Source organism: Caulobacter segnis (assembly GCF_003243465.1).
Taxonomy (GTDB): domain Bacteria; phylum Pseudomonadota; class Alphaproteobacteria; order Caulobacterales; family Caulobacteraceae; genus Caulobacter; species Caulobacter segnis_A.
Map to the genome: position 1 here is coordinate 45,717 of NZ_QFQZ01000016.1, position 24,092 is coordinate 69,808.

24 protein-coding genes are annotated in these 24,092 nt (G+C 69.1%); 10 read left to right on the top strand and 14 right to left on the bottom strand.

What is annotated here, in order from left to right:
• Nucleotide 1: 1 nt before the first annotated feature.
• The 4 genes from DI526_RS07440 to DI526_RS07455 form a co-directional block, all read right to left on the bottom strand.
• Complete coding sequence (locus DI526_RS07440; RefSeq protein ID WP_304276128.1) at nucleotides 2-1,714, bottom strand: M61 family peptidase; 1,713 nt, start codon at nucleotides 1,712-1,714, stop codon at nucleotides 2-4.
• 82 nt (nucleotides 1,715-1,796) lie between these two features.
• Nucleotides 1,797-2,891 (bottom strand): acyltransferase, encoded by a 1,095-nt coding sequence (locus DI526_RS07445; RefSeq protein ID WP_304276131.1) that lies wholly within the window; start codon nucleotides 2,889-2,891, stop codon nucleotides 1,797-1,799.
• Between the two features lie 407 nt (nucleotides 2,892-3,298).
• Nucleotides 3,299-3,655 (bottom strand): response regulator, encoded by a 357-nt coding sequence (locus DI526_RS07450; RefSeq protein ID WP_304276135.1) that lies wholly within the window; start codon nucleotides 3,653-3,655, stop codon nucleotides 3,299-3,301.
• Between the two features lie 237 nt (nucleotides 3,656-3,892).
• Complete coding sequence (locus DI526_RS07455; protein WP_304276137.1) at nucleotides 3,893-4,606, bottom strand: GGDEF domain-containing protein; 714 nt, start codon at nucleotides 4,604-4,606, stop codon at nucleotides 3,893-3,895.
• Nucleotides 4,607-4,798: 192 nt separating this feature from the next.
• Between DI526_RS07455 and purE the strand changes: the two genes are divergently transcribed.
• Together purE and DI526_RS07465 are read left to right on the top strand one after the other, a co-directional pair.
• Nucleotides 4,799-5,290, top strand: a complete 492-nt coding sequence (gene purE / locus DI526_RS07460; protein WP_304276140.1) for a 5-(carboxyamino)imidazole ribonucleotide mutase — start codon at nucleotides 4,799-4,801, stop codon at nucleotides 5,288-5,290.
• A 9-nt stretch (nucleotides 5,291-5,299) separates the two neighbouring features.
• Entirely contained in the window at nucleotides 5,300-6,385 is a 1,086-nt protein-coding gene (locus tag DI526_RS07465) for a 5-(carboxyamino)imidazole ribonucleotide synthase (protein ID WP_304276143.1), read from the top strand.
• Here DI526_RS07465 and DI526_RS07470 read toward each other — a convergent pair.
• From DI526_RS07470 to DI526_RS07480, 3 genes are all read right to left on the bottom strand, one after another.
• Nucleotides 6,357-7,346, bottom strand: coding sequence for an acyltransferase (locus DI526_RS07470; RefSeq protein WP_304276146.1), 990 nt, complete (start codon nucleotides 7,344-7,346; stop codon nucleotides 6,357-6,359). The genes DI526_RS07465 and DI526_RS07470 overlap by 29 nt on opposite strands.
• Before the next feature lie 180 nt (nucleotides 7,347-7,526).
• The gene (locus tag DI526_RS07475; protein ID WP_304276147.1) at nucleotides 7,527-7,766 is read right to left on the bottom strand and encodes a helix-turn-helix transcriptional regulator; all 240 of its coding nucleotides are present in this window, start codon (nucleotides 7,764-7,766) and stop codon (nucleotides 7,527-7,529) included.
• Nucleotides 7,766-8,230: a DUF2975 domain-containing protein gene (locus tag DI526_RS07480; RefSeq protein WP_304276149.1), complete on the bottom strand. Its 465-nt coding sequence runs from the start codon at nucleotides 8,228-8,230 to the stop codon at nucleotides 7,766-7,768. The genes DI526_RS07475 and DI526_RS07480 overlap by 1 nt, the downstream gene beginning before the upstream one ends.
• Nucleotides 8,231-8,331: 101 nt before the next feature.
• On the opposite strand from DI526_RS07480, the gene DI526_RS07485 reads away from it, so the two are divergent.
• From DI526_RS07485 to DI526_RS07500, 4 genes are read left to right on the top strand one after another with little or no spacing between them, the layout of a single operon-like run.
• On the top strand, nucleotides 8,332-9,267 hold the full coding sequence (locus DI526_RS07485) for an ATP-binding cassette domain-containing protein (protein ID WP_304276150.1): 936 nt from the start codon (nucleotides 8,332-8,334) through the stop codon (nucleotides 9,265-9,267).
• Nucleotides 9,267-9,992 carry an ABC transporter permease gene (locus DI526_RS07490; protein WP_304276152.1) on the top strand — a complete coding sequence of 242 codons (726 nt, stop codon included), beginning with the start codon at nucleotides 9,267-9,269 and terminating at the stop codon, nucleotides 9,990-9,992. Before DI526_RS07485 ends, DI526_RS07490 begins: the two co-directional genes overlap by 1 nt.
• A 49-nt stretch (nucleotides 9,993-10,041) precedes the next feature.
• On the top strand, nucleotides 10,042-10,752 hold the full coding sequence (locus tag DI526_RS07495) for an aspartate/glutamate racemase family protein (RefSeq protein ID WP_304276153.1): 711 nt from the start codon (nucleotides 10,042-10,044) through the stop codon (nucleotides 10,750-10,752).
• Nucleotides 10,753-10,789: 37 nt separating this feature from the next.
• Nucleotides 10,790-13,117 carry a GH92 family glycosyl hydrolase gene (locus DI526_RS07500; protein ID WP_304276155.1) on the top strand — a complete coding sequence of 776 codons (2,328 nt, stop codon included), beginning with the start codon at nucleotides 10,790-10,792 and terminating at the stop codon, nucleotides 13,115-13,117.
• A gap of 10 nt (nucleotides 13,118-13,127) precedes the next feature.
• Here DI526_RS07500 and DI526_RS07505 read toward each other — a convergent pair whose 3' ends face one another.
• Nucleotides 13,128-15,185, bottom strand: coding sequence for a transglycosylase domain-containing protein (locus DI526_RS07505; RefSeq protein WP_304276157.1), 2,058 nt, complete (start codon nucleotides 15,183-15,185; stop codon nucleotides 13,128-13,130).
• Between the two features lie 54 nt (nucleotides 15,186-15,239).
• On the opposite strand from DI526_RS07505, the gene DI526_RS07510 reads away from it, so the two are divergent.
• Nucleotides 15,240-15,728 (top strand): YcgN family cysteine cluster protein, encoded by a 489-nt coding sequence (locus DI526_RS07510; RefSeq protein ID WP_304276159.1) that lies wholly within the window; start codon nucleotides 15,240-15,242, stop codon nucleotides 15,726-15,728.
• A 260-nt stretch (nucleotides 15,729-15,988) separates the two neighbouring features.
• Here DI526_RS07510 and rpmE read toward each other — a convergent pair whose 3' ends face one another.
• Entirely contained in the window at nucleotides 15,989-16,219 is a 231-nt protein-coding gene (rpmE, locus tag DI526_RS07515; RefSeq protein ID WP_304276161.1) for a 50S ribosomal protein L31, read from the bottom strand.
• 124 nt (nucleotides 16,220-16,343) lie between these two features.
• Here rpmE and DI526_RS07520 point away from each other — a divergent pair, with 124 nt between their 5' ends.
• Nucleotides 16,344-18,197, top strand: a complete 1,854-nt coding sequence (locus DI526_RS07520; RefSeq protein WP_304276163.1) for an ABC transporter transmembrane domain-containing protein — start codon at nucleotides 16,344-16,346, stop codon at nucleotides 18,195-18,197.
• Nucleotides 18,198-18,315: 118 nt separating this feature from the next.
• Here DI526_RS07520 and DI526_RS07525 read toward each other — a convergent pair whose 3' ends face one another.
• Entirely contained in the window at nucleotides 18,316-19,623 is a 1,308-nt protein-coding gene (locus tag DI526_RS07525) for a hypothetical protein (protein ID WP_304276165.1), read from the bottom strand.
• Nucleotides 19,624-19,689: 66 nt separating this feature from the next.
• Complete coding sequence (locus tag DI526_RS07530) at nucleotides 19,690-20,760, bottom strand: glycerophosphodiester phosphodiesterase (RefSeq protein WP_304276166.1); 1,071 nt, start codon at nucleotides 20,758-20,760, stop codon at nucleotides 19,690-19,692.
• Nucleotides 20,761-20,880: 120 nt separating this feature from the next.
• On the opposite strand from DI526_RS07530, the gene DI526_RS07535 reads away from it, so the two are divergent.
• A complete protein-coding gene (locus tag DI526_RS07535; RefSeq protein WP_304276168.1) occupies nucleotides 20,881-21,555 on the top strand; it encodes a hypothetical protein in 675 nt (224 codons plus the stop codon).
• Nucleotides 21,555-21,779, top strand: coding sequence for a helix-turn-helix transcriptional regulator (locus tag DI526_RS07540; RefSeq protein WP_304276170.1), 225 nt, complete (start codon nucleotides 21,555-21,557; stop codon nucleotides 21,777-21,779). The genes DI526_RS07535 and DI526_RS07540 overlap by 1 nt, the downstream gene beginning before the upstream one ends.
• Here DI526_RS07540 and DI526_RS07545 read toward each other — a convergent pair.
• The 3 genes from DI526_RS07545 to thiE all read right to left on the bottom strand — a co-directional run bounded on the left by DI526_RS07545 (nucleotide 21,776) and on the right by thiE (nucleotide 24,007).
• Nucleotides 21,776-22,576, bottom strand: coding sequence for an inositol monophosphatase family protein (locus DI526_RS07545; RefSeq protein ID WP_304276172.1), 801 nt, complete (start codon nucleotides 22,574-22,576; stop codon nucleotides 21,776-21,778). The two genes, DI526_RS07540 and DI526_RS07545, sit on opposite strands and share 4 nt — an antisense overlap.
• A 292-nt stretch (nucleotides 22,577-22,868) precedes the next feature.
• On the bottom strand, nucleotides 22,869-23,276 hold the full coding sequence (locus DI526_RS07550; protein WP_304276174.1) for a hypothetical protein: 408 nt from the start codon (nucleotides 23,274-23,276) through the stop codon (nucleotides 22,869-22,871).
• 86 nt (nucleotides 23,277-23,362) lie between these two features.
• Nucleotides 23,363-24,007, bottom strand: coding sequence for a thiamine phosphate synthase (gene thiE / locus DI526_RS07555; RefSeq protein WP_304276175.1), 645 nt, complete (start codon nucleotides 24,005-24,007; stop codon nucleotides 23,363-23,365).
• Between the last annotated feature and the right edge of the window lie 85 nt (nucleotides 24,008-24,092).

The following is a 24,092-nucleotide window of genomic DNA, read 5'->3' on the forward strand; positions in this document are numbered from 1 at the left end:
CTTAGCCAGCCACCGCCTTGACGCAGGCGGCGCGGGCCTGAGGCGTCAGGTCGGCGGGCAAGACGATCCGCTGGAAGCTGACCATGGTCTTGCCCTCGGGCTTGAAGCGGATCGACCGCTGTGCGCCCTGGGCGTCGCTGACCTGATATTCGATCTCGACCGAACTATCTCCGAGCTTGCCGCCCTTGGCGCCCAGCCGCTTCATGCCGTCGCGCAGCCCGGCGGCATAGGCGGGACCATCCGGCGCGACGCCGGTGAACACGCCGCTCGCGCGACTGGCGTCGGCGTCGAACCCGCGGTCGAAGATCGGCCTGGTGATGCGTTCAACCGTCAGGCAGCCGCCGAAGGCGTCCGGCGGCAGGACGACCGTCTCGCCCCTGTCGATCCAGCGGGCGAGGTCCGGCGCCAGGTCGACGCCGGTCCGGACCTTCAGCACGCGCGGCATCAGGATCGCGGCGCTGTGGTCCCATTCGGCCGGATTTCGGCCCTTGGCATAGTCGCGCATGGCCAGCATCAGCGGATCGAGACCGCCCTGCGGCTGGAGCCGTTGGTCGACCAGAACCGCGATCAGGGCGCCACGCTGGTAGGGCAGCTTCTGGGCGCTGTTGTCGCGCCAGAAGCGGGCGGCGATTTCGGCGTTCGGCGCGTCGCGAACCGGGGAGGTCCCATAGACCTGCAGGACCTCGTTCCAGGCGTCGACGAAGGCCTCGAGATCGACGAGCCCCGAACGCAGGGACAGCTTTCGCGCGTAGTAGTCCGTGAAGCCTTCGCTGAACCAGTAGCCCAACGGCTCGTCCGGACCTTCCTTGAGCCCGCCGATGCGCGCCGAGTTCCAGGTGTGGAAATACTCGTGCGCCAGGAACAGGCGGTAGTCGTCCAGCGGAGAGCCCTGGGTGGCGATCACGGCGAAGGCGTCGCCCAGGCCCGTGCCGCGACGCGAGGTCCAGCCCTGCGGGGCGCTTTGGCCCGCCAGGGTGATCAGGAAGGGCTCCTTGCCGTCGCCCCAGAAGGCTCGATTGGCGGCCAGGACGCGCGCGCTCATGTCGGCGAACGCCGCCGGCGTGAAGGCGAAGGTCCCCCGGACCGCCACGCGCAGGGGCGCGCCGCCCGCATCCCTTTGCAGCACCGTCAGGTCCCTGGCGGCGATGGCGACGCTGTCGCGCAGCACGGCCACCGTGCCCTTTCCGGCGCCCAGGCTTTCCAGATCCGAGGCGAAGACCAGGTTCGATCCGGCCGGATCCCAGGTGAAGCGCGCCTTGTCCTCGTCGCGTCCCTCGGCGGTGACGAAGATCGTCTCGCCGATCACATAGACGCTGTCCGGTCCGATGATCGGCTGGGCGAAGTTCGGACTGTTGACGGGCGGCTCGCCGTCATAGGCGGAAACCACCCGGTAGCGGACGGTCAGCGGCGCGCGGGGCCTGGACTTCACCAGCCGGAAATCGTCGCCCTGCGCGACAACCGCCCCGCCCTCGACCGTGAGGTCCTTGACGAAGCGCCACAGCTTCTCGCCGCCGCCCCAGTCGCCCGGCAGCCGCAGCCGGGTCTGGCCGTCGGCGTCGGCCGGCAGGGTGATCGTCACCGCCAGCGCGGTCACCTTGCCGTTCTCCAGCACGGGAGACAGGCGATAGGCGTCGACGGCGGGTTTGGGCGCGGCCGCCATGGCCGGCGCGGCGAGCAGGGCGACCAGCGTCGCCGCGAGACATCTACGGATCAAGGCAAGCCCCCGGAAACTTGGCCATGACCCTAGGTTGGGCGAGGGGCTCGGGTCAGCTTAAACTTCTGTCAGGCGGCCAGCGCTACGCCGCCTGCGGCTGCGGCCGCTTGGGCAGCTTGGCCCAGAAGATCCTGCGCAGCAGCCTATCGACCGGCCGCTCGACCAGCCGGTAGATCGCGTAGCCGACGGCGTTCGCCGACACCACCAGGGCGATAATCAGCAGCAGTGGATGATCCAGGACGGCCGGCAGTTTGGACCAGGCCCGCAAGCCCAGGTTCAGGATCCGCGTATGAAACAGATAGGTGCTGAACGAGGCGCTCCCGCACGCGACCAGCAACCGGGCCACCCAACCGTCGGCGGGCGTGTGATCGGCGATGCAGACCACGACGATGATCGCCGCCAGCACGCCGAACACCACTTGCCACTCCAGCGAGACCGGAAAGGTGACGCCGCCGAAGTGAAAGATCGCCGCCGCCAGGGCGACCAGGGCCAGCGAGGCGGGAATCGACCAGCGCATGCCGGTCCAGGGCCCGAACCGGCGCTCGGCCATGCCGAGCATCATGCCGAACGCGAAATAGAGCAGGACCGGGTCGGCCCAGAACTGGAGCGCCGTGGTCGGCGGCGTATAGGGCGCGAGCGGGCGCATCAGGGCGCCGACGCCCACCAGCAGCATCAGCAGCGCCAGCAGGATCTTCGCCGACCACGCACGGGGCGCCAGCAGCATCACGGCGAATAGGGCGTAGAAGAACATCTCGTAATTGAGCGTCCAGCCCTGGCCGACGATGGGATGCATCGGCTGATCGAACGACGGGCCGTAGGGGATGAACAGCAGGGACTTGACGATCTCGCCCATCGTCGGGGGAGCGCCCTTCAGGCTATCGGTGAGGACCTGGGCCAGGGTCGCGATGTAGTAGAGCGGGACGATGCGCAGCAGGCGTCGGGCGCCGAAATCGACCGCGGTCGCCGGCCCGCCGGGAACAGACGCCGTCGTGCGGACCATCAGAAAGCCGCTGATCACGAAGAAGACCACGACGCCCATCATGCCCAGCAGATACGCGTAGGGTGTGATCTCCGCGGGCAGGGAGCCCGCCGCCACCAGGCTGGTCAGCCCATGATCGGCGACGACAAGGCTCGCCGCGACACCCCGAAGCATCTCCAGGTGGGGCAGCTTGCTCATCTTGCGGCGTTCGGCAGGCGATCGGGGATCGCGTGGAAGCGGGCGTCGAAGGTCTGGGCCGGCTGCCGGGATCTACGAGGATCTTGGCCGGACGATAGACGCGGGGTGGGTCTGCTTACGACGCCGTGGGGGCTGAGGAGCCGATGTCCTCGCCCAGCCGTCGGCGCACGTCTTGCGGCCCATGCCAACACGCAAATGATCCAGGCGAGCCGCGATACGCGCGAGCCGCGATACGGGTTGTCGGTAAACGAGGCGCCGGCTAGGGGAACTGACTTGGGTCCAAGCGAGCGACCGCTTGAACTGTACACGCCGCCGATGGGGCTGCAACTCTAAATCGGCGCTGGGGATCCGTCACTCGCGTCTGGAGATGTGACGCCGCGCCGGTTGCGCAGAGGGGCGATCGCTCCCTAGCCGCGGACGGCTTCGAGCGCGCGGACGGTGTCCAGCAGACGTCCGGGCGTGATCGGCTTCTCCAGCCGGGCGTCGGCGTGCTGTTCGGGCCTGAGCAGGCGGGTGTCGACGCCGGAGGCCATCAGGGTCGCGGCGTGCGGGCAGGCGCGGCGCACGGCGCTGATCAGGTCGCCGCCGTTCATCCGGGGCATCGTATGGTCGGTGATGACCAGATCGGGCGAGAAGCTGTCCAGCGCCTCGAAGGCCTCCAGGCCGTCGTGGCACAGCAAGACCTCGAAACCGGCCTCGGTCAGGGTGATCTCGTAGATCATCGATAGGACGGGATCGTCCTCGGCGATCAGAATTTTTTGCATCCGTCCCAGGCCGCCATGCTTAACAGATCTTGAAGACCATAGTCCCCGAACGCAGGGCGGTCGCCGTGCGATAAGGTCGCACGATCTTCGGTTGTCCTCGCCGATCCGAGGCCAAAAAAAGCCGATCGCGTCTTAAGTTTAGGTGTACGTGACGGGAAAGCTCGAAGGCGTTCGAAGGCGTGCAAATATAGCTAGCGTCTAAGCGCTAAGTCTCGCGCGGCCTAAACTCACAAGACCTTACGCCGCCGCGGCCTTTCGCTTGCGCAGCAACATCGAGGTGGCCGCTTCCGCCAGGGCGATCTCTGGATCGTCGGCGATCTGGCGCACGCCAAAAGAAATGTGCAGCGGCGCCGACCACTCGCCGAACTCGACGGGCGTTCGCATCACCGCATCGGCCAGGGCGCCGGCCTTGGCCAGGGCGGTCTCCTGGTCGGCCTGGGCCAGGACCACCGCGAACTCGTCGCCGCCCAGCCGCCCGACCACGTCGCTGTCGCGGACATTGTCCTGCAGGCGGCGGGCCACGGCCTTCAGCGCCTGGTCGCCGGCGCCGTGGCCGAACCGGTCATTGACCGCCTTGAAGCCGTCCAGGTCAAAGACCGCCACGCTGGCCGGCGAGCCGTAGCGCTGGGCGAAGGCCACGACCCGCTTCATCTCGCGCAGGAAGGCCCGGCGGTTCAGGACCGGGGTCAGGACGTCCATATAGGCCAGGTTTTGCGCTTCGTTCAGCCGCAGCTTGAGCGCGGAGACCTCGTTCCGCAGGTCCTCGATCTCGGTCATCAGGGTCTGCAGGGCCTCGATCACCGGGGGCGTCAGGTCGGTTGCGGCCAGGCCCAGGAAGGCGGCGCTGTCGGGCGCCGACACCTCGCGGACCGCGACCTGCGCCCCGGCGCGCGCCAGGGCCCGCTTGCGGATGGCGGCGAAGGGTTCGGTTCGGGCGCCGGTGATCTTCATGACCCTGGGGAATCGTTATGGCGCAGCTTGAAGATGGTTAACGGGAACCGCGCCGGGCGCAATCGGGGCGCCGATTGGTCGCAGGCGCGCGTCGTCGCACCTCGGCGTTTCGCGGTGTCCGGTGACGTTTTGGGCTTGCGCGAACGGGGCCGACGCGCATACGGGGCGGCTTTCATCAACGGGATGACGCCGATGTCTTCGACCACCCCGCCTGTCGCGATCATCATGGGCAGTCGCTCGGACTGGCCAACCATGAAGGGCGCCGCCGACGCGCTGGACAGCCTGGGCGTGCCTTACGAGGCCAAGGTGGTCTCGGCCCACCGCACGCCCCAGCGCCTGTTCGAGTTCGCCACGGGCGCTGAAAAGGCCGGCTACAAGGTGATCATCGCCGGAGCGGGCGGCGCGGCCCACCTGCCGGGCATGGCCGCCTCGATGACCAACCTGCCGGTGCTGGGCGTCCCGGTGCAGTCCAAGGCGCTGTCGGGCCTCGATTCCCTGCTGTCGATCGTGCAGATGCCGGGCGGCATCCCCGTGGCGACCCTGGCGATCGGTGAGGCGGGCGCCAAGAACGCCGGCCTGCTGGCCGCCCAGATCCTGGCCCTGTCGGACGCGGCCCTGGCCCAGCGCCTGGCGGCCTTCCGCGCGGCCCAGACCGACAGCGTCGCCGAAAGCGTCGAGGACTAAGAGATCAAGATGGCTGAGTTTCCCCTCGTTCCCGGCTCGACCATCGGCATCCTGGGCGGCGGGCAGCTGGGCCGGATGCTGGCCCAGGCCGCCGCGCGTCTCGGTTTCGACGTCGTGATCCAGGACCCGGAAGAGGCCTCGCCCGCCGGCCGCGTCGCCGCCCGCCAGATCGTCGCCGCCTATGACGACCGCTGGGCCCTCAAGCGCCTGGCCGAGGCCTGCGACGTCGTCACCTACGAGTTCGAGAACGTCCCGGCCGACACGGTCGCCGAACTGGCCGCCCTGGGCGCGGTGGTCTCGCCCGGCGCCAAGGCCCTGGCGGCCGCCCAGGATCGCGTGGCCGAGAAGACCTTCCTGGCCGAGATCGGCGTGCCGACCGTGGCCTTCGCCGCTGTCCACGACAGCGAGACCCTGGCCGAGGCCGTGGCCCGCATCGGCGCGCCGTCGCTGCTGAAGACCCGCCGCGAGGGCTATGACGGCAAGGGCCAGGCCTGGATCCAGCGCGCCAGCGAGGCCGAAGCCGCCTACGACCGCATCGGCCGCCAGGCCGCGATCCTCGAGGCCCCCGCCGACTTCGGGCGCGAACTGTCGGTGATCGCCGCGCGCGGCCGCGACGGCGAGATCGCCTGCTACCCGGTCAGCGAGAACCATCACGAGAGCGGCGTCCTGCGCCGCACCGTCGCCCCGGCCAAGATCACGCCGGCCACGCGCGACCAGGCCGAGGCCATCGCCGCCAAGATCCTCACGGCGCTCGACTATGTCGGCGTGATCGGGGTCGAGCTGTTCGAGCTGGCCGGCGGCAAGCTGCTGGTCAACGAGTTCGCCCCGCGCGTCCACAACACCGGCCACTGGACCCAGGACGGCTGCGAGGTCGACCAGTTCGAGCAGCACATCCGCGCCGTCGCCGGCTGGCCGCTGGGGCCGACGGAGCCGCACCACCACGTCGAGATGACCAACCTTCTGGGCGCCGACGTCGACGCCTGGAAGAAGCTGGCCGCCGAGCCCGAGACCCGCATCCACCTCTATGGCAAGGGCGAGGCTCGCCCTGGCCGCAAGATGGGCCACGTCAATCGGCTAAGACCGCTGCGGGACTGAGGACGGGGCGGGGCGCTTCGGGGCTGAGCCGCGACTTCAGCTTCAGCGCCGGCTTCTCGACCAGGAACCAGGACAGGGCCGCGCAGGGCAGGACGGCCGCCAGCGAGGTCATCAGGGTCAACTCGCCGCGCTCGGCCAGCATCTGCTGCAGCGGAAAGCTGTAGATGTAGAGGCCGTACGACAGGTCGGCGGCCGGCCGGGGCAAGGGCAGGGCGCCGAGGCGGACGACCAGGGCCGGCAAGGCCAGGAACCAGACCGGCGTCGCCAGCAGCGGGACCGCCAGCACAGCCAGCCACAGGGGCGGCTTTACGCGGCTGGTCCAGAGCCAGGCGCCGGCGAGGAACAGGAAGCCGTTCAGGCTGGCCAGATAGGCGACGCGGAAGAGGTCGCTGCGCGCGTCGAGGTCCAGCCCGTGAAGGCCGATCGCCGCGCCTGCCGCCAGGGCCGCCAGCGAAGCCAGGGGGCTCGCCGTCGCCAGGCGCGCCGCGCCCAGGGCCGCGAGGGTGAGATAGGCGGTGAACTCCAGCCGCAGCGTCCAGAGCGACCCGTTGACCACCCCGGCCATCGGCGCGGACAGGAACACGCCTGGCAGGTCGTAGGTGACCGCATAGAGGCTGAGGTTCCTCAGCACGTAGCCGTAGGGCCCCTGGTCTCCGAGATAGTCCCCGAGGTCGATGGCGCTCACCAGCGGGCCGAGCACGAAGGCGGTGAACAGCAGTGCGACGGCCAGGCTGGGAAAGATCCGCAGGGCGCGCTTGGCGACGAAGATCCCGACACTGGGCGCCCGCGCCAGGCTGCCGGCGACCAGGAAGCCGCTGATCACGAAGAAGATCCCAACCCCCAGCGCGCCCAGGTCGGCTCCCGCGCCGAGGATCGCGGGCGGACGGCCGTCCAGAACCCGCGCGTGATGGGCGACCACCAGGATCGCCGCGGCCAGCCGCAAATAGTCGTAGCCCCCCATGGCCCCCCCATGACCCAGTCCCCGCGGGAATTTAGAGACCGGATCAAGGGGAGCGGCAAGAACCGTGTGCGATTGGCCGGGCGGTGATCCTTCGGGCGCGGTGACTGACGCGCGAATGCCGAGGGATGCGGCAGGAGCGGCTCAGATATGGGGCCAGAACGCCTCGGACTGGCGGGCGGCTCAGTCCTCCGCCTCCGGCGGTTTCAGGTCTTCGGCGTCGAAGGCGTAGTCCAGCAGGTCGCCCGGCTTGCAGTCCAGGGCCGCGCACAGCCGCGCCAGGGTGCCAAAGCGGATGCCCCTGACCTTGCCCGAGCGAAACAGCGACAGCTGTGTCTCGCTGAGGCCCACCTCCGCCGCCAGGTCGCGGGCCTTGAGGCCCTTGGCGACGATCAAGGCGTCCAGGGTGACGCGGACAGGCATCAGATCATCTCGTCGAGTTCGGCCTGGGCCGCCAGCGCCTGGTCCATGACGCGGCCCAGCAGGAAGAGCGCGCCGCCGATCATGCCCAGCGTCATGCCGGCCACGTCGAAGTGCAGATAGCCGCCCTTGGTCTGGCCGGCCAACCTCATCAGGTTGGTGACGACGAAGACACTGATGACGCCGCCGATCCCCAGCGCGAGCCCGACCTTGCGCATGGCGCCCGGCAGCGCGGCGTGCAGCGGCCGGCCCTTCGACGCGTCGCCCAGCGCCTGGCCGATCGACCAGACGCCAAACAGGTAGCAGGCGGCCGGCAGGTTCGCGATCAGAAGCTCCAGCTTGAAGCCGCGAGGAATGATCGCCAGGCCTAGGGTGAGGATCGCGCCCACGCTAACCACCATGACCACGGCCAGCCAGCGGAACTGGCCGCACATGCGGCGAAAGCGGTCGACGTCGTGCCGGGGCATGGTCCCTCTCCGAACTCGGATTCCTGTCAGCTCTTTAATCTTGACTTAAAGATCGCGCCTTCGCAACTTTATATCGGACTTAAAGATCGAGGGGCTGCCGGATGACCGCTGCGATAGAGACCGAAGACCTCAGCCGGCGCTTCGGCGCGCGTCTGGCTGTCGACGGCGTGACGATGACCGTGCCCGAACGGGCCGTGTACGGCTTCCTGGGCCGCAACGGCGCGGGCAAGACCACGACGCTGAAGATGGTGCTGGGCCTGCTGCGACCGACCAGCGGGGCGGTGCGGGTGCGAGGCCTGGACGTCGCCCGCCAACGCCTGGCGGCGGCCCGCCAGATCGGCGCGCTGCTGGAGGCGCACGGCTTCTATGGCAACCTGACCGGCCGCGAGAATCTGTCGCTGACCGCGACCCTGCTGGGCCTGGGCGCCAGCGAGGTCGAGCGGGTTCTGGAGGTGGTCGAGATGCGCCGCGACGGCCACCGCAAGGTCGGCGGCTACTCTCTGGGCATGCGCCAGCGGCTGGGGCTGGCCCGCGCCATGCTGGGCGCGCCCCCGGTGCTGCTGCTGGACGAGCCCACCAACGGCCTCGATCCGGACGGCATCGCCGACATGCGCCGCTTCCTGAAGAGCCTGCCCGAACGGACGGGCGCGACGGTGCTGCTGTCCAGCCACCTGCTGGGCGAGATCGAGCAGGTCGCCAGCCACGTCGGGGTGGTGGACGCCGGGCGCCTGGTGCTGGAGGGCGAGCTGGCTCGGCTGAAGGCCGATCTGGCGCCGGAGCTGATCTTGCGGACCGGCGACGACACCCGCGCGGTGACCCTGCTGCTGGCCAAGGGACGCTCGCCCGTCGCCGCGGAGACCGGCCTGACCGTGGCGCTTCGCCCCGGAGAGGACCCCGACCAGGCCGCCGCCGCCATCACCCGCCTGCTGGTCGAGGGCGGCGCGCCCGTCTTCGCCATCGGTCCGCGCGAACGGTCCCTGGAGGACATCTATCGCCGCGTCGCCAACTCTCGCCAGCAACAAGCCGAGGCCGCCTGATGCTCGCCGTCCTGTCCGTCGAACTGCGCAAGCTGAATCGATCCCTGGCCGCCGTGCTGGTGCTGGCCGCGCCTTCCCTGATCGGCATTTTCACGTTCTTCGCCCTGCTGCGGAACAAGCATCCCTCCTCCTGGGAGACGCTGCTGCAGACATCGACGGGGATCTGGGCCTTCTTCATGCTGCCGATGAGCGTCACCGCCCTGACGGCGCTCGTGGCCCAGATGGAGCATGGCCCGCGCGCCTGGGATCATCTGCGCGCCCTGCCGGTGGCGCGCTGGAAGCTCTACGCCGCCAAGGCGGTCTGCGTCGTAGTGCTGGTCGCGATCATGACCGCGCTGAACGCGCTGATCGCCTGGGCCGCGATCTCCGGCGCCGCGGCGCTGAAGCCGGCCGTGGCGCCGACGGGGACGCTCGATGTCGCGAAGGCCCTGCTGCTGAGCGGCAAGATGGTGGCCGCCGCCCTGCTGATGATCGCCATCCAGCTTTGGACGGCGCTGCGGTTCTCCAGCTTCGTGCCGGCCCTGGCCCTGGGAATCGGCGGGACCTTCTTCTCGGTGGTGGCGACCAGCGCCAAGCAAGGGGTGTTCTTCCCATGGCAGATGCCGGTCAACATGCTGGCGCGCGACGCCTGGCGGAGCGAGACCGCCCTGGCCCTCGGCGGCGGGCTCGGCGCGCTGGCCCTGATCGCCGCCGTCCTGCATCTGGCGCGGCGGGAGGTTCTTTAGCGCGCTCCCGCCTGCTAGGTGGTGTGGCGTCGACCGCGCGGAGCCCGCCATGACCGAACAAGCCCTGATCGGACTGATCGGAGGCCTGAGCTGGGAAAGCTCGGCCCAGTACTATCGGCTGATCAACGAGGCCGTGCGCGCGCGGCTGGGCGGCGTGGCCTCGGCGCGAACGCTAATGTGGTCGTTCGACTTCGCCGAGATCGAGCGTCTGCAGCACGCCGGGCGCTGGCCCGAGCTGGCCCGGCGCCTGGCCGACGCCGCGCGGGCCCTGGAGGCCGGCGGCGCCGACTTCCTGGTGCTCTGCACCAACACCATGCACCGCGAGGCGGACGCGATCGAGGCGGCGGTGCGCATTCCGCTGCTGCATATCGCCGATCCGACGGGCGAGGCGATCAAGGCCGCCGGGCTCTCCACGGTCGGCCTGCTGGGCACGGCCTTCACCATGGAGCACGATTTCTATCGCGGCCGCCTCGAGGCCCAGCACGGCCTGACGGTGCTGACCCCCGACGCCGACGACCGCGCCGCCGTGCACCGGATCATCTATGAGGAGCTGGTCGCCGGCCGCGTGCTCGACGCCTCGCGCGAAGCCTACAGGGCGGTGATCGCGCGCCTCGTCGACCGCGGCGCCCAGGCGATCATCCTGGGCTGCACTGAGATCATGCTGCTGGTCGGCCAGGACGACAGCCCCGTGCCGGTCTTCGACACCACCACCCTGCACGCCATGGCGGCGGTGGAGCGAGCCTTGAAAGGCGCCGCCTAGCCGATAGGGTGCCTCCGCCCACGTTGCGGAGTTCCCGATGCGCCTGCTTCCCGCCCTGACCGCCAGCCTCGCTCTCCTGGCGGCGACGGCGCACGCCCAGACCTCCGCCTACGACGCCGTGGACCCGTTCATCGGCACGGGCGGCGACGGTCACACCTTCCCCGGCGCGGTGGTCCCGTTCGGTATGGTGCAACTGAGCCCCGACACCGACGTCCTGCCGTTCAAGCAGAGCTATGCCCGCGCCGCCGGCTATCGCTTCGGCGATCCCACCATCCTCGGCTTCTCGCACACCCATTTCTCGGGCGCGGGCCATTCCGACCTCGGCGACATCCTGCTGACGCCTGTGGTGGGAGAGGCCAAGCTGGAACCGGGCGAGGCCGACAAGCCCGGCAGCGGCTATCGCTCGCGCTACAGCCACGCCACCGAGGTGGCCCAGCCGGGCTACTACGCCGTCACCCTCAGCGACAGTCAGGTGCGCGCCGAGCTGACCGCCGGCCTGCGCACCGGGCTGCATCGCTACACCTTCCCCAAGGGCCAGAGGGCGCAGGTGCTGATCGACCTGCGCAGCTCGATCTACAACTATCCGGGCAAGGTGCTGTGGTCGCGGCTGCGGGTGGCGCCCGACGGGACGATCACCGGCTATCGCGAGACGCGCGGCTGGGCGCCGGGACGCAAGCTGTTTTTCGCCATCCGCTTCGACAAGCCGCTGGCGGGCCAGGCCTTCCACAATCGCGAGACCGACGTGCCCTACAAGGGCTTCGCCCAGCCCGGGCGGACGCCGGAGGACCGCGCCCAGATCCAGGGCCGCGCGCTGGTCGGCGTCTTCGACTTCGGCCAGCTCGACGCGCCGCTGACGGTGAAGGTGGCTTTGTCCTCGGTCAGCGAGGACGGAGCGATCGCCAACCTCGCCAGCGACGAACCCGGCTTCGACTTCGACGCCCAGCGCGCCCGCGCCAAGGCCGCCTGGGAGACGGCGCTGTCGGCCGTGGACATCGCCGCGCCCGCGCCAATGCGCAAGACGCTCTACACCGCGCTCTATCACACCCTGCTGGCCCCCAGCGTCTTCGCCGACGCCGACGGGCGCTATCGCGGGCCCGACGATCAGGTTCATGAAGGCAAGCTGGACGGCCGCCCCTTCACCTTCCACTCGACCTTCTCGCTGTGGGACACCTTCCGGGCCGAGCACCCGCTGCTGACCCTGGTCCAGCCCGCCGACTACACCAACGATGTCGTCAATTCGCTGATCGCCTCGCAGCGCCATAGCCCCTACGGGATCCTGCCCGTCTGGCAGTTCCACGGGCAAGAGACCTGGACGATGATCGGCTATCACGCCGTGCCGGTCATCGCCGACGCCTGGATGAAGGGCATTCGCGGCTATGACGGCGGGGCGGCGCTCGACGCCATGGTCAAGAGCGCGACCTATGCGCCTTACGGCGGCCTCGGCGACTACATGAAGCTCGGCTACGTTTCGATCGACAAGGAACCGGAAGCCGCGTCCAAGACGGTCGAATACGCCTATGACGACTGGACCATCGCCCGCATGGCCCGCGACCTGGGCCAGATGGATGTCGCCGCCACCTTCGAGAAGCGCGCCGCCTACTGGCGCAACAGCTTCGACGCCAAGACCGGCTTCCTGCGGGCTCGCAAGTCCGATGGAACCTATCGCGAGCCGTTCAATCCGACCGCCATCAACTACGGCTCGGACTACACCGAGGGCAACGCCTGGCAATATTCGTGGTTCGCGCCGCAGGACCTGGGCGGGGTGGTCAGGACGCTGGGCGGCGACGCGGCGACCGTGAAGAAGCTGGACGCCATGTTCGACTTCGACAATTCCAAGCTCGACTACTCGCACGCCGAGGACATCGCCGGCCTGATCGGCCAGTACATACACGGCAACGAGCCCAGCCATCACGTAGCCTATATGTACAATTACGCCGGCGCGCCCTGGCGGGCCCAGGCCCGTCTGGCCCAGATCGTGAACAGCCAGTACAAGCCGGCGCCCGAAGGGCTGTCGGGCAATGACGACCTGGGCCAGATGTCTGCGTGGCTGATGTTCACGAGCCTCGGCTTCTACCCGGTGACGCCGGCGTCGAACGAGTATGCGATTGGCCGGCCGTTCGTGGAGCGGGCGAACCTCAACCTGCCGAACGGCAAGCGGTTCACGGTGCGGACCTTGGGGCTGTCCGACGCCGCGCCTTACGTCGCAAAGGTCACGCTGAACGGCGAGCCGCTGACCCGGGCCTTCCTGAAGCACGAGGAGATCGTCTCCGGCGGCGAGCTGGTCTTTACGATGAGCGCCAAGCCGAACAAGAGCTGGGCGACGAAAGCCAGCGATCGGCCGACGTCGATGACGGGGTATCGGTAGGGAGGAGGCGCTAGTTCACCGGCTCCGCCGGCGCGTCCGCGCCCTCCCGCTCCGCGGCCGCGCGGCCCAGCTCCGCCGCCAGGCCTTCGTAGAAGCCGTTGCGCGGGTCGGGCTTGCTCTCGACGAGCGGATCGGCCAGCAGCCACGGGAAGTCGCTGACCGCCAGGGAGGCGTGGGCGGCGACCATGAAGCGCCGCCAGATGCCGGCGGGAAGATCGCCGCCGACCACCTTGTTCATTGGCCGCTCGTCATCATTGCCGACCCAGACGCCGGTGACGTAGTCGGGCGTAAAGCCGACGAACCAGGCGTCGCGCCAGTTCTGGCTGGTGCCGGTCTTGCCGGCGGCGGGGCGACCGAACTCGGCGCGGCGAGCGGTGCCCTCGGTCACCACCTTTTCCATCATCCGCACCATGATGCTGGCGTGGCCGATGTCGTAGACGCGGCGTTCGGCCTCGGGCGGCTGGTGGGCCCAGATCTCCTGGCCGCCCTGGGTGCCGATCGACTGGATCAGGTAGGGCTCGAGCCGGATCCCGCCCAGCTGCAGCACCTGGAAGCCCGAGGTCAGCTGCAGCAGGTTCACCTCGTACGAGCCCAGCGCCACCGACAGGTCCGGCGTCTCGGGCAGGCTGGTGATCCCGAAGCGGCGCGCGAGCTCGCCGATCGCGGCCCCGCCGACCTCGTGGCCCAACTGCGCGGCGATGGTGTTGGTCGAGGCGATCAGGGCCTGCTCGACGCTCATCGGACCACGATAGCCGCCGCCATAGTTCTCCGGCGCCCAGTCGCCGAACTTCACGGGCTCGTCGACCCGGATATCGGTTGGCAGGACGCCGTGCTCGACGGCCGTGGCGTAGACGAACGGCTTGAAGGTCGAGCCCGGCTGGCGGCGGGCCTGGACGGCGCGGTTGAAGGGGCTTTCGACATAGTCGGTCCCGCCGATCATCGCCCGGATCGCCCCGTCGGACGACAGCGACAGCAGGGCGGCCTGGCTGGCGCCCGAGGTGGGGCCGTCGACGGCGATGGTCTCGCGGATGGTCTGGGCCGCCTCGCGCTGCAGCAGCGGATCGATCGTCAGGCGCACGACGAGGTCCGGGGCGTTCGGGCCCGCGATCTTGACCGCCTCGCCGGTGGCGTAGTCCAGCACCCACCCGAAGTCGCCCTCGTCCTGCCCGATCGGCGATAGGGCGGGGCGGTCCGCCAGCGCGTCCCGTTCCTCACGGTCGGTGATCCAGCCCTCGGCGCGCATATTGGCCAGGATCAGGCGCGAGCGCGCCAGCGCCCGCTCCAGGTCGCGGTTGAGCGCCAGGCGCGTGGGCGCCTTGGGCAGGCTGGCCAGCAAAGCCGCCTCCGACAGGGTCAGCTGGCTGGCCGACTTGCCGAAATAGGTCTGGGCCGCGCCGTCCAGGCCATAGGTTCCGGCGCCGAAATAGATGCGGTTCAGATAGATCTCGAGGATCTCGTCCTTGGTCAGCACCTGTTCCAGGCGATGGGCCAGCAGCATCTCCTGCAGCTTGCGCTTGATGACCCGGTCGGGGCTGAGGAACAGGCCCTTGGCCAGCTGCTGGGTCAGGGTCGAGGCGCCCTGCACCGTGCGTCCCGCGCGCCAGTTGATCCAGGCGGCCCGGAAGACGCCCTGAACGTCGATCGCGCCGTGCTGGTAGAACCGCCGGTCCTCGGCCGCCAGAAAGGCCTGGGCGACATAGGGCGGCAGCTCGTCGACCGTGACCCGCCGCCCGTAGCGAGGGCCGCGCGTGGCGATCACCTGGCCGTAGCGGTCCTCGAAGCGGATGGCGGGCGCGCGGTTCAGGGCGAACAGCGCCTCGCGCGGGGGTAATTGCGGGGTGTCCTTCAGATACTTGTCCCAGACCACATAGGCGCCGCCGGCCGCCGCCATGACCGTGAGCAGGATCGCGGCCACAAGGCCGACGAACAGCCACGCCCAGACCCGCCACATGCCGCGCCGCTTGGCGGGCTTTGCCTCGAGGCGGAGCGGCGGTTCGGCGGCCGGCGACGGCGCGGCGGGGGCCTCCGGCGGCGGGGTCTCGTCGGTCGGCGGCGTCGAGTCGGTCACGGTTAGGGTCAGGCTCTGGTTGGTCGCCGGGTCATTCGGGTTTAGGACGAGGCCATGAGTTCAAGCAAACCTTTCTGGCGGACCAAGACGCTCGCCCAGATGACCGTCCCCGAGTGGGAAAGCCTGTGCGACGGCTGCGGCCTGTGCTGCCTGGTCCGCTTCGAGGACGAGGACACGGGCGAGATCGTCCCGACCCGCGTGCACTGCCAGCTGTTCGACGAGCACCTGTGCCGCTGCAAGGACTATCCGAACCGCAAGAAGACGGTGCCGGACTGCATCAAGCTGACGCCGCACAACATCGAGGATCTCGAGTGGATGCCGCCCTCCTGCGCCTATCGCCGGCTGCACGAGGGCAAGGACCTGCCGCAATGGCACCCGCTGGTCACAGGCGATCCTGAGAGCACCCACAAGGCCGGGATTTCGGTGCGTGACCAGACGGTGTCGGAGCTGTGCTTCGACGACGCCGAGGACGCGCTGGACTTCACCGCGACCGACCTGATGCGCGATCGCGGGGATGATCCGTACGAGGTGGAGGAGGGCTGAGGGAGACCTAAAAAGTCATCCCAAATCCAGCCGTCATTCCCGCCCTTGTGGCGGGAACCCCTCTGTCCGCCGCAAGGGCGGTAAGGGCGGACCGCTGGCGGTCCGCTTGCATCTCACGTGTCAGCTGAACCAGGGGTTCTCGCCACGGGGGTGAGAATGACGGTGCTATTTGAGCGCCGCGCCCTAGGTTCAAACACAGAAAAAGCCGGCCCGCGATGCGCGGAGCCGGCTTTCCGTCGCCCTTACGGCGAGAAGGGTGCTTAGGCCTTCTTGCCGGTGAAGCCGGCGAACTTGGCGTTGAAGCGCGAGACGCGGCCGCCACGGTCCATCAGCTGGGCGTTGCCGCCCGTCCACGCCGGATGGGTGCGCGGATCGATATCCAGCGCCAGGGTCGCGCCTTCCTTGCCGTAGGTCGAGCGGGTTTGATAGCTCGAGCCGTCGGTCAGGGTGACGGTGATGAAGTGGTAGTCGGGGTGAATGTCTTGTTTCATGGCGGCGATCCAGACCGACTAAGCCGGCGAGTGAGAATGGGGTAAGCGCCAAACCGCGCACGCGCGGGGTGGCCCTCGAAGACGCGCGGCTATAAAGAACGCGCGCGATTTTGGCAAGGGACAGTTGATGACCGACGTAACGGCCGGCGAGCAAAAGGCCGAAGGCCGCCCCGGCGCGGGAGCGGAATTGGTCCAGGGCATGGCCGAGGCCAAGGCCCGGCGGCCCCGCCGCAAGGACATCCGACCCCTGGCCCACCTGCTGCCGTTCGTGGCCGCCCACAAGGGTGACGGCCTGGCCGCCGGCTTCTTCCTGCTGTTCTCGACGGGCGCGACCCTGGGCCTGACGGCGGCCTTCAAGGAGGTCATCGACCACGGATTCGCCAAGGGCCAGGGAAGCGAAATCAATAGCGCCTTCGTCGCCCTCGGCGCCGTGGCCATGGTGCTGGCGGTGGCGACGGCCCTGCGATTCTTTTTCGTCACCCGGCTGGGCGAGCGGGTCGTGGCCGACGTGCGCCGGGCGCTCTATGGCCATACCCTGACGCTGGACCAGGAATATTTCCTCAAGACCCGCACCGGCGAGGTGCTGTCGCGCCTGACCACGGACGTCTCGCTTATCGAGCAGCTGGTCGGGGCCTCGGCCTCGATCGCCCTGCGCAATATCCTCAGCCTGGTCGGCGGCCTCGGCTACATGGCGGTGGTCTCGCCCAAGCTGGCGGGCTTCATCGTGCTGATGGTGCCGGTGATCCTGGCCCCGATGTTCCTGGTCGGCCGCCGGGTGCGCAAGCTGACCGTCACGGCGCAAGACCGCTTCGCCGACGCCGTCGGCTATGCGGGCGAGAGCCTGGACGCCCTGGAGACCGTGCAGGCCTTCGGGCGCGAGAAGGCCTCCTCGGCCCGGTTCGCCGGGGCGGTGGAGATGGCCTACAAGGCCTCGGTCCAGCGGATCGCCACCCGGGCCAGCATGACGGCCATGGTCATCACCCTGGCCTTCGGCGGCATCACCCTGCTGCTCTGGACCGGCGCGCGCCTGGTGCTGTCAGGCGAGATGACCGGCGGCACCCTGGCCCAGTTCGCCATGCTGGCGGTGATGGCCGCCGGCTCGATCGGCGCCCTGGGCGAGGTCTGGGGCGACGTCCAGAAGGCGTCGGGCGCCATGGACCGCATCTCCGAGCTTTTGAACGCCCGTCCCGGCATCGCCGCCCCCGCCATGCCGAAGGCCCTGCCGACGCCCGCCCGGGGCGAGATCGCGTTCGAGAACGTCACCTTCGCCTATCCGGGCCGCCCGGACCTGCCCGCCCTGAACGGCTTCGACCTGTCGGTGAAGGCCGGCGAGACCGTGGCCCTGGTCGGTCCCTCGGGGGCGGGCAAGAGCACCGTCCTGCGGCTTCTCCTGCGCTTCTACGACCCGCAGTCGGGCGCCATCCGCCTGGACGGCGTGAACCTGCGCGACGCCGACCCGGCCGAGGTCCGCGCCCGCATGGCCCTGGTCGCCCAGGACTCGCCGCTGTTCTCTGGCTCGGCGCTGGACAACATCCGCTTCGGCCGCGAGGACGCCGCCGAGGCCGAGCTCAAGGCCGCCGCCGAGGCCGCCCAGGCCGCAGGCTTCCTGTCGGCCCTGCCGCAGGGCTTCGACACGCCGGTGGGCGAACGCGCCAAGACCCTGTCGGGCGGCCAGCGCCAGCGCCTGGCCATCGCCCGCGCCCTGGCCCGCGAAGCGCCGATCCTCTTGCTGGACGAGGCCACCAGCGCCCTCGACGCCGAGAGCGAGCGCCTGGTCCAGCAGGCCCTGACCGCCGCCATGGAGGGCCGGACGACCCTCGTTATCGCTCACCGTCTGGCCACGGTGCTCAAGGCCGACCGGATCGTGGTCATGGAAGAGGGCCGTGTCGTCGAGCAGGGCACGCACGCCGAGCTCTTCGCCAAGGGCGGCCTCTACGCCCGCCTGGCCAGCCTGCAGTTCGGGGTGGAGGCGGCGTGATGATGAGAACCCCTCCCCCTTGCGGGGAGGGGCAGGGGTGGGGGTGTCAGCGCTGACGTTCGCCAAAGCGGAGCTGGCGCCCCCATCCCCAACCCCTTCCCCGCGAGGGGGAAGGGGCTTACCGCGCCAAATCCGCGGGGGTCGTCGGCTCGCTGATCACCCGCTCCATCGCCGCCCAGCGCGCGGCCTCGGTCTTGCCGGCCCGCTCGACGTGGGCGCGGACCAGGTCCTGGCCCAGGCTGTAGTTGATGACGTACGAGCGGTAGGCCTCGATGAAGGAGAGGCGCTTTTCGGCGCGTGCGGTCGAGGTGAGGCCGTACTTGGCCAGGGCCTTCACCGCCTCGGGCTTGCTCATCTTGCCGTCCAGATAGGCCGCCGCGATCGTCAGCTCGCTCTGGGCCAGGGCGGCCTTGGCGTCCATCAGCGCGCCATAGGCGGCGGCCGTCTTCGGATCCAGGCCCGCCAGTGGATAGAGCTTGTCGCGCTCGAACTCGGTCTTGGCCTTGCCGGGGAAGGCCAGGGCGATGCCGTAGTTGGCGCTGCCCTCGGCGATCAGCGACTGCGGCGAAAACAGCGGATAGACGCTGAACTCCACCCAGCCCTTGGCCTTGGTCAGCTTCTCTTCCAGCAGGGCGTTCAGCACGTGGTGGCCGGGATAGCCCTCGTGGCAGCCCAGGTCCAAGGCGCGGCTGATATAGATCGGCAGGTCGGTGTTGATCTCGATCAGGCTGTGGGCGCCGCCCTGGTACCAGTTGTAGCCGCTCCAGGGCTTCTTGGTGACGAACGACAGGTCGAAGCGTTCGCCGGCCGGCAGCTTGATGTGTTCCTCGGTCTTGGCCTTGCAGGCGGCGATGCCGGCCTTCATCACCGGCTCCAGCCGGTCGGTCGGGATCACGTAGACGGCCTGGAAGGCGTCGACGCGGGCGGCCAGGTCGCCCTTGCCGGGGACCAGCCTGTCGATCCTTGCCAGGATCGGATCGTAGGTCTTCAGCGGCTTGAGAACGGGCCTTACGCCGAACAGGCCCTGGGCTTCGTCCTGGAAGCTGAACTTGTCGCCTGCAATCATGGCCAGCCGCGTCTGGGCGGCCTTGACCTGGCCCTTCAGGAACAGCTTGCGGCGGCGCTGGTCGGTGGTGAGGTCCTTGTCCGGGACCTTGGCCAGCAGCCCTTGCAGGCGATCGGCTTCCTTGCGCAGCACCGAGACCGGGCGCGGGGACTGTTTCGCGGCCGCCTGCCAATCCTTGGGTCCGTAATAGGCGTCAACATAGCCGGGCTCGCGCTCGCCGGCCTCCAGCGTCAGGCGCACGAAGTCGACGGCGACCTTGTCCAGCGTCTCAGAGCCCGGCGAGGCCAGGGCGGACGAAACGGCGCCCAGCGACAAGGCGGCGATGGCCGCCAGCGAGACAGTGGCGTGACGGAACTTCATGAAACTCTTCCCCAAGGCGCAGGACCGGCACGCTGCACCGGTCCGCCCTGGGTGGGCAAGAGCGCTTTAGCCGCGCGCGGCGACGGCCAGGCCCGGGAAGTCGCTGAACACGCCGTCGACGCCGGCGGCGTACAGCGCCTTCAGCACCGCGATGGCGTCGCCGTGCTGGGCTAGGAACGTCGGGTCCTTCGGATCGCCCTTCCGCAGGGTCGCGGGCAGGAAGTAGTTCTCGGCCCGCACGGTCCAGGGGTGGACCACCAGCCCAGCGGCGTGGGCGTTCTTCACGAGGTCCGTGGCCGGCAGCAGGGCGTTGGGGTCCTGCGGCACGACCATGGTCTTTTCCGGACCCAGGCCGTCGGCGTAGATCGCGACCTCCTTCAGCCCCCGGGCGGTCACGAGGTCGGCGTACTTGACGCCCGGCAGGTCGGCCGGCCCGCCCTCGCCGGCGACCAGGAAGACCAGACGCGCGGGGGTCTTGGCGCGCAGGCGCTTGAGCGGCCCGACCTCGAAGCACTGGACGAACACCGGGGCGGTCGCCGAGTTCAGGTCCAGGGCCTTCAGCTTGGCGACCAAGCGGTCCTCGGTCGGCAGGCCGATCGAGGCGAAATAGGTCGGGTGCTTGAGTTCCGGATAGGTCCCGATGGTCCGACCCGTGCGCTGGCTGCCCGAGCGGGCGATGGCGACGACTTCCTCATAGGTCAGGATCTGGGCCTGGCCGTCGAAGGCGGCGCTGGCCGGACGCAGCTGCGGCAGCCGCTCGCGGGCACGCAGGGTCTTGATCTCGGCCAGGGTGAAGTCTTCGGTGAACCAGCCGGTGATCGACTGGCCGTCGATGATCTTGGTCGCCTTCCGGGCGGCGAACTCGGGACGGCTGGCCACGTCGGTGGTGCCGCCGATCTCGTTCTCGTGGCGGGCGACGAGGTGGCCGTCCTTGGTCGGGACCAGGTCCGGCTCGATGAAGTCCGCGCCCTGCTCGATGGCGCGCTCATAAGCGAGCGCCGTGTGTTCGGGCCGCTCGCCGCTGCAGCCGCGGTGTCCGATGACGACCGGCTTGCGGCTCTGGGCGCGGGCCAGGCCCGGGAGGAACGTGCCGGCGAGGGCGGCGGTGGTCAGGGCGCGACGGGTCAGCAGGGTCATGGCGCGCGATTTAGCGCGCGTGTGTGACGGTTTGGCTAGGGGGATTGATAATCGCGATTTCCGCCGCTTGACGAAAAGAGATTATTGTTTGACGATAATTTTGGCCTGGGAGGATCGAACATGGGTGAGAAGGCGGAAGGGCGCTGGCTGCGCCGCGTCAGCGGCGCGATGGCGTTGTTCACTGGAATCGTGGCCACGGCGCTGACGTTGGCGGTCGTGGTCAGCCTGATCGGCTCCGCGATCTCGGGTTGGCGGGCGCGGCCGGTCGCCTGGGCGGTCGGCGGGAAGACCGCCAGCGTGTCAGCCGAGTTCGATAGCACGCGCCAGAAGTCCTGCACGCCCGGCGCGCGCGCACTCTGCCCGTCCTCCGGTCCGCCCGACATCAAGGGTTATGTCAGCGGGCAACTGGGAGCGGCGGTGCTGCAGCTTCCGCTCGCGGTCCTGGCCTACGGCCTCTTACAGGCCTGCGGCTGCTTCTTTGAGCTCGCGCGGGGACGAATGCTGGCGCGGCGCACGGTCGATGGGCTGGTGCGGTTCTCCATGGCCGGGCTTACCTTTGTGGTGCTCTCGCCCTTCGCTGGTGGTCTTGCCGCCTTGGTGGCGGACGGCGCCCGTAAGGTCATGGACCTGGCGACTGGCGACAGTTCCGTCTTCTTTTCGGTTAGCGTCTTTAGCGCGAGCTACGCGGGCGCGACGGGCTTGTTGACCGTCATCTACGCCGTGACCCTGACCGTCATCGCCGTGGTCATGGTCAAGGCCTCGACGATCGCCGACGATCACGCTCAAATCGTCTGATGCCTATAGTGGTCAAGCTCGGCGTGATGATGGCCGAGCGGAACGTCAAGTCGAAGGACCTCGCGGCCTATGTGGGCATTACCGAGGCCAATTTGTCCCTGCTCAAGCAAGGCAAGGTGAAGGGCGTGCGTTTCGAGACGCTCGAGAAGATCTGCGAGTTCTTGGATTGCGAGCCCGGCGACATCCTTCGGATCGGTCGCCGGGTCTCCGATCAACCCGACTAAGCCGCGCGCAGGCGCTCCAGGATCTGCGGGTGCAGGTCCTGGTTGCTCGCCAGCAGCGACTTGCCGGCCACGAGGTCGAGGTCGCTCTCGTCGATCGTGGTGATCTTGCCGCCCGATTCCTGGATCATCAGGATCCCCGCCGCGACGTCCCACGGATTGAGGTTGCGCTCCCAGTAGGCGTCGAAGCGGCCGGCGGCGACCCAGGCCAGGTCCAGGGCGGCCGAGCCGAAGCGGCGGACGCCGGCGACCTTCTGGCTGACCTGGTGCAGCTCCTTCAGGAACTGGGCGTGGCCCGGCTTGCCGGCGAAGGGCACGCCGGTGGCCAGGACGCTCTCGTCCAGGTGACGGCGGGCGGCGACCCGCAGGCGCTTCTCGGCGCCCAGGAACGCGCCCTTGCCCTTCTCGCCCCAGAACAGGTCGTTGGTGATCGGGTTGTAGGTCACGCCGGCCACGATGCCCTCGCCCTCGCGCTGCAGGGCGATATTGACCGCGAAGTGCGGGATGGCGTGCAGGAAGTTGGTGGTGCCGTCCAGCGGGTCGACGATCCAGGTGTGGGTCTTGTCGGTGCCTTCGACCATGCCGCGCTCCTCGCCCAGGAAGCCATAGCCGGGGCGAGCCTTGGTCAGGATCTCGAACAGGGTCTGTTCGGCCTTGAGGTCGGCGTTGGTGACGAAGTCGGCCGCGCCCTTCTTGGAGACCTGCAACTCGGTGACTTCGCCGAAGTCGCGGGCCAGGCCCCGGGCGGCCTTCCGGGCCGCGTCGATCATGACGTTCAGGAGGGCGGAAGGCGTGGGCACGGGCGGCTATCCTCAATGAAGCCGTCGACGCCCGCCGGAAAGTCCGGCGGCGGAGCGGTAGGTCGACGGTGTGAAAGAACGGGCGCGGAACCTAGTCGTCCACAGGCGCGAAGGCAAGGTGGGGCGGATTCAGGGGGTAACGGGTCTTTTCTCAAATCCAACCTCCCCGGCGAATGCCGGGGCCCAGATCCTATGGCGCTTGGGATGACGGGAAGACGTCCCCGCTTCTGGAGCCCACCTCAGCGCTTTCCACCTGGGCCCCGGCATTCGCCGGGGAAATCGGATGGTGGGTTTAGGGCAGCTCCACCTTCGGCAGGCTGTCCCGGGTCTCGCACAAGAGCTTGCCGGACTTGCCGACCGCGCCCCCGATGTCGTCGACCTTGGCTTCCTTGCGCCACCCCTTGGGCAGGCCCTTGGTCCCGTCGAAGTCCATGCCCAAGTCCATCCACTTGTCAGCCGCGCAGTCCAGGGCGAACAGCAGGATTGGTCCCTTGCTGGCGGGCCAGTTGTGATAGGGGCCGTTGGCCTTGCCCTCGGCGATGCGGGTGACGACGAGCCCGGTGGACTGGTCGACGCGGGAGAAGTCCGCGTCGTAATAGGTCTTGGTTTCGCCCGGCGCCAGTTTCCAGGTCTCGCTGGCGGCGGAGGTCGAGACGGCCATCGCCGTTACGCTAAGCAAACACACTACGAGCCGCTTCATGTCGAGCGTCCTCCCCAGGTTTTGTTCGCTGGAGAGGACGCTAGGCCTGTGTGCGGCGCGTCACAAGCGGCCGGACGACCTGACGTTTACTTACGGGCGGCGAGGCCTTCGGCGATCGCGGCGTTCAGGGCGGCCACGGCGGCCGCGGGGCCTTCCGGGTGGGCCCAGACGCCGGCCGAGACCGCCAGGAAGTCCGCGCCCGCCGTGGCGAGGCCGCCGGCGTTGGCGGCGGTGATCCCCCCGATGGCCACGCACGGCGTCTCCATCGTCTCCTGCCAGATGGTCAGGATCTCGGGATCGGCGGTGGTCGGCGCGTCCTTGGTGGTGGTCGGGAAGAAGGCGCCGAACGCGACGTAGTCCGCGCCGGCCTCGGAAGCCTCCATGGCCAGATGCCGGCTGTCGTGGCAGGTCACCCCGATCATCCGCTGGCCCATCAACTTGCGGGCGTCCTTGTAGGGCATGTCCGACTGTCCGATGTGGACGCCGTCGACGGCGAGCCGCGCGGCGAGGTCGGGGCGGTCGTTCAGGATCACGGCCACGTCGCGCGCCTGGGCGATCGGGGCCAGCACGTCGACGGCCGCGGCGACCACGTCGTCCGGCGCGTCCTTCAGCCGGATCTGCAGGGCGGCCACGTCGCCGCCTTCGAGGGCTTGGGCCAGCGTCCGGCCGAACGCGGCCAGATCGGGCAGGGCGGGCGGGGTGATCAGGTAGAGGCGGCAGTCGAGCGTCATGCGGTCGCTTTAGGCCAAATCCTCTCCCTGTGGGAGAGGTGTCGACCCGAAGGGGCGACGGAGAGGGGCGTATTCATCGACTTCC

Coding starts and splice junctions, on each gene's coding strand:
- DI526_RS07445 (WP_304276131.1), bottom strand. CDS start 2,891: ATGAGCAAGCTGCCCCACCTGGAGATGCTTCGGGGTGTCGCGGCGAGC.
- DI526_RS07450 (WP_304276135.1), bottom strand. CDS start 3,655: ATGCAAAAAATTCTGATCGCCGAGGACGATCCCGTCCTATCGATGATC.
- DI526_RS07455 (WP_304276137.1), bottom strand. CDS start 4,606: ATGAAGATCACCGGCGCCCGAACCGAACCCTTCGCCGCCATCCGCAAG.
- purE (WP_304276140.1), top strand. CDS start 4,799: ATGTCTTCGACCACCCCGCCTGTCGCGATCATCATGGGCAGTCGCTCG.
- DI526_RS07465 (WP_304276143.1), top strand. CDS start 5,300: ATGGCTGAGTTTCCCCTCGTTCCCGGCTCGACCATCGGCATCCTGGGC.
- DI526_RS07470 (WP_304276146.1), bottom strand. CDS start 7,346: ATGGGGGGCTACGACTATTTGCGGCTGGCCGCGGCGATCCTGGTGGTC.
- DI526_RS07475 (WP_304276147.1), bottom strand. CDS start 7,766: ATGCCTGTCCGCGTCACCCTGGACGCCTTGATCGTCGCCAAGGGCCTC.
- DI526_RS07480 (WP_304276149.1), bottom strand. CDS start 8,230: ATGCCCCGGCACGACGTCGACCGCTTTCGCCGCATGTGCGGCCAGTTC.
- DI526_RS07485 (WP_304276150.1), top strand. CDS start 8,332: ATGACCGCTGCGATAGAGACCGAAGACCTCAGCCGGCGCTTCGGCGCG.
- DI526_RS07490 (WP_304276152.1), top strand. CDS start 9,267: ATGCTCGCCGTCCTGTCCGTCGAACTGCGCAAGCTGAATCGATCCCTG.
- DI526_RS07495 (WP_304276153.1), top strand. CDS start 10,042: ATGACCGAACAAGCCCTGATCGGACTGATCGGAGGCCTGAGCTGGGAA.
- DI526_RS07500 (WP_304276155.1), top strand. CDS start 10,790: ATGCGCCTGCTTCCCGCCCTGACCGCCAGCCTCGCTCTCCTGGCGGCG.
- DI526_RS07510 (WP_304276159.1), top strand. CDS start 15,240: ATGAGTTCAAGCAAACCTTTCTGGCGGACCAAGACGCTCGCCCAGATG.
- rpmE (WP_304276161.1), bottom strand. CDS start 16,219: ATGAAACAAGACATTCACCCCGACTACCACTTCATCACCGTCACCCTG.
- DI526_RS07525 (WP_304276165.1), bottom strand. CDS start 19,623: ATGAAGTTCCGTCACGCCACTGTCTCGCTGGCGGCCATCGCCGCCTTG.
- DI526_RS07530 (WP_304276166.1), bottom strand. CDS start 20,760: ATGACCCTGCTGACCCGTCGCGCCCTGACCACCGCCGCCCTCGCCGGC.
- DI526_RS07535 (WP_304276168.1), top strand. CDS start 20,881: ATGGGTGAGAAGGCGGAAGGGCGCTGGCTGCGCCGCGTCAGCGGCGCG.
- DI526_RS07540 (WP_304276170.1), top strand. CDS start 21,555: ATGCCTATAGTGGTCAAGCTCGGCGTGATGATGGCCGAGCGGAACGTC.
- DI526_RS07550 (WP_304276174.1), bottom strand. CDS start 23,276: ATGAAGCGGCTCGTAGTGTGTTTGCTTAGCGTAACGGCGATGGCCGTC.
- thiE (WP_304276175.1), bottom strand. CDS start 24,007: ATGACGCTCGACTGCCGCCTCTACCTGATCACCCCGCCCGCCCTGCCC.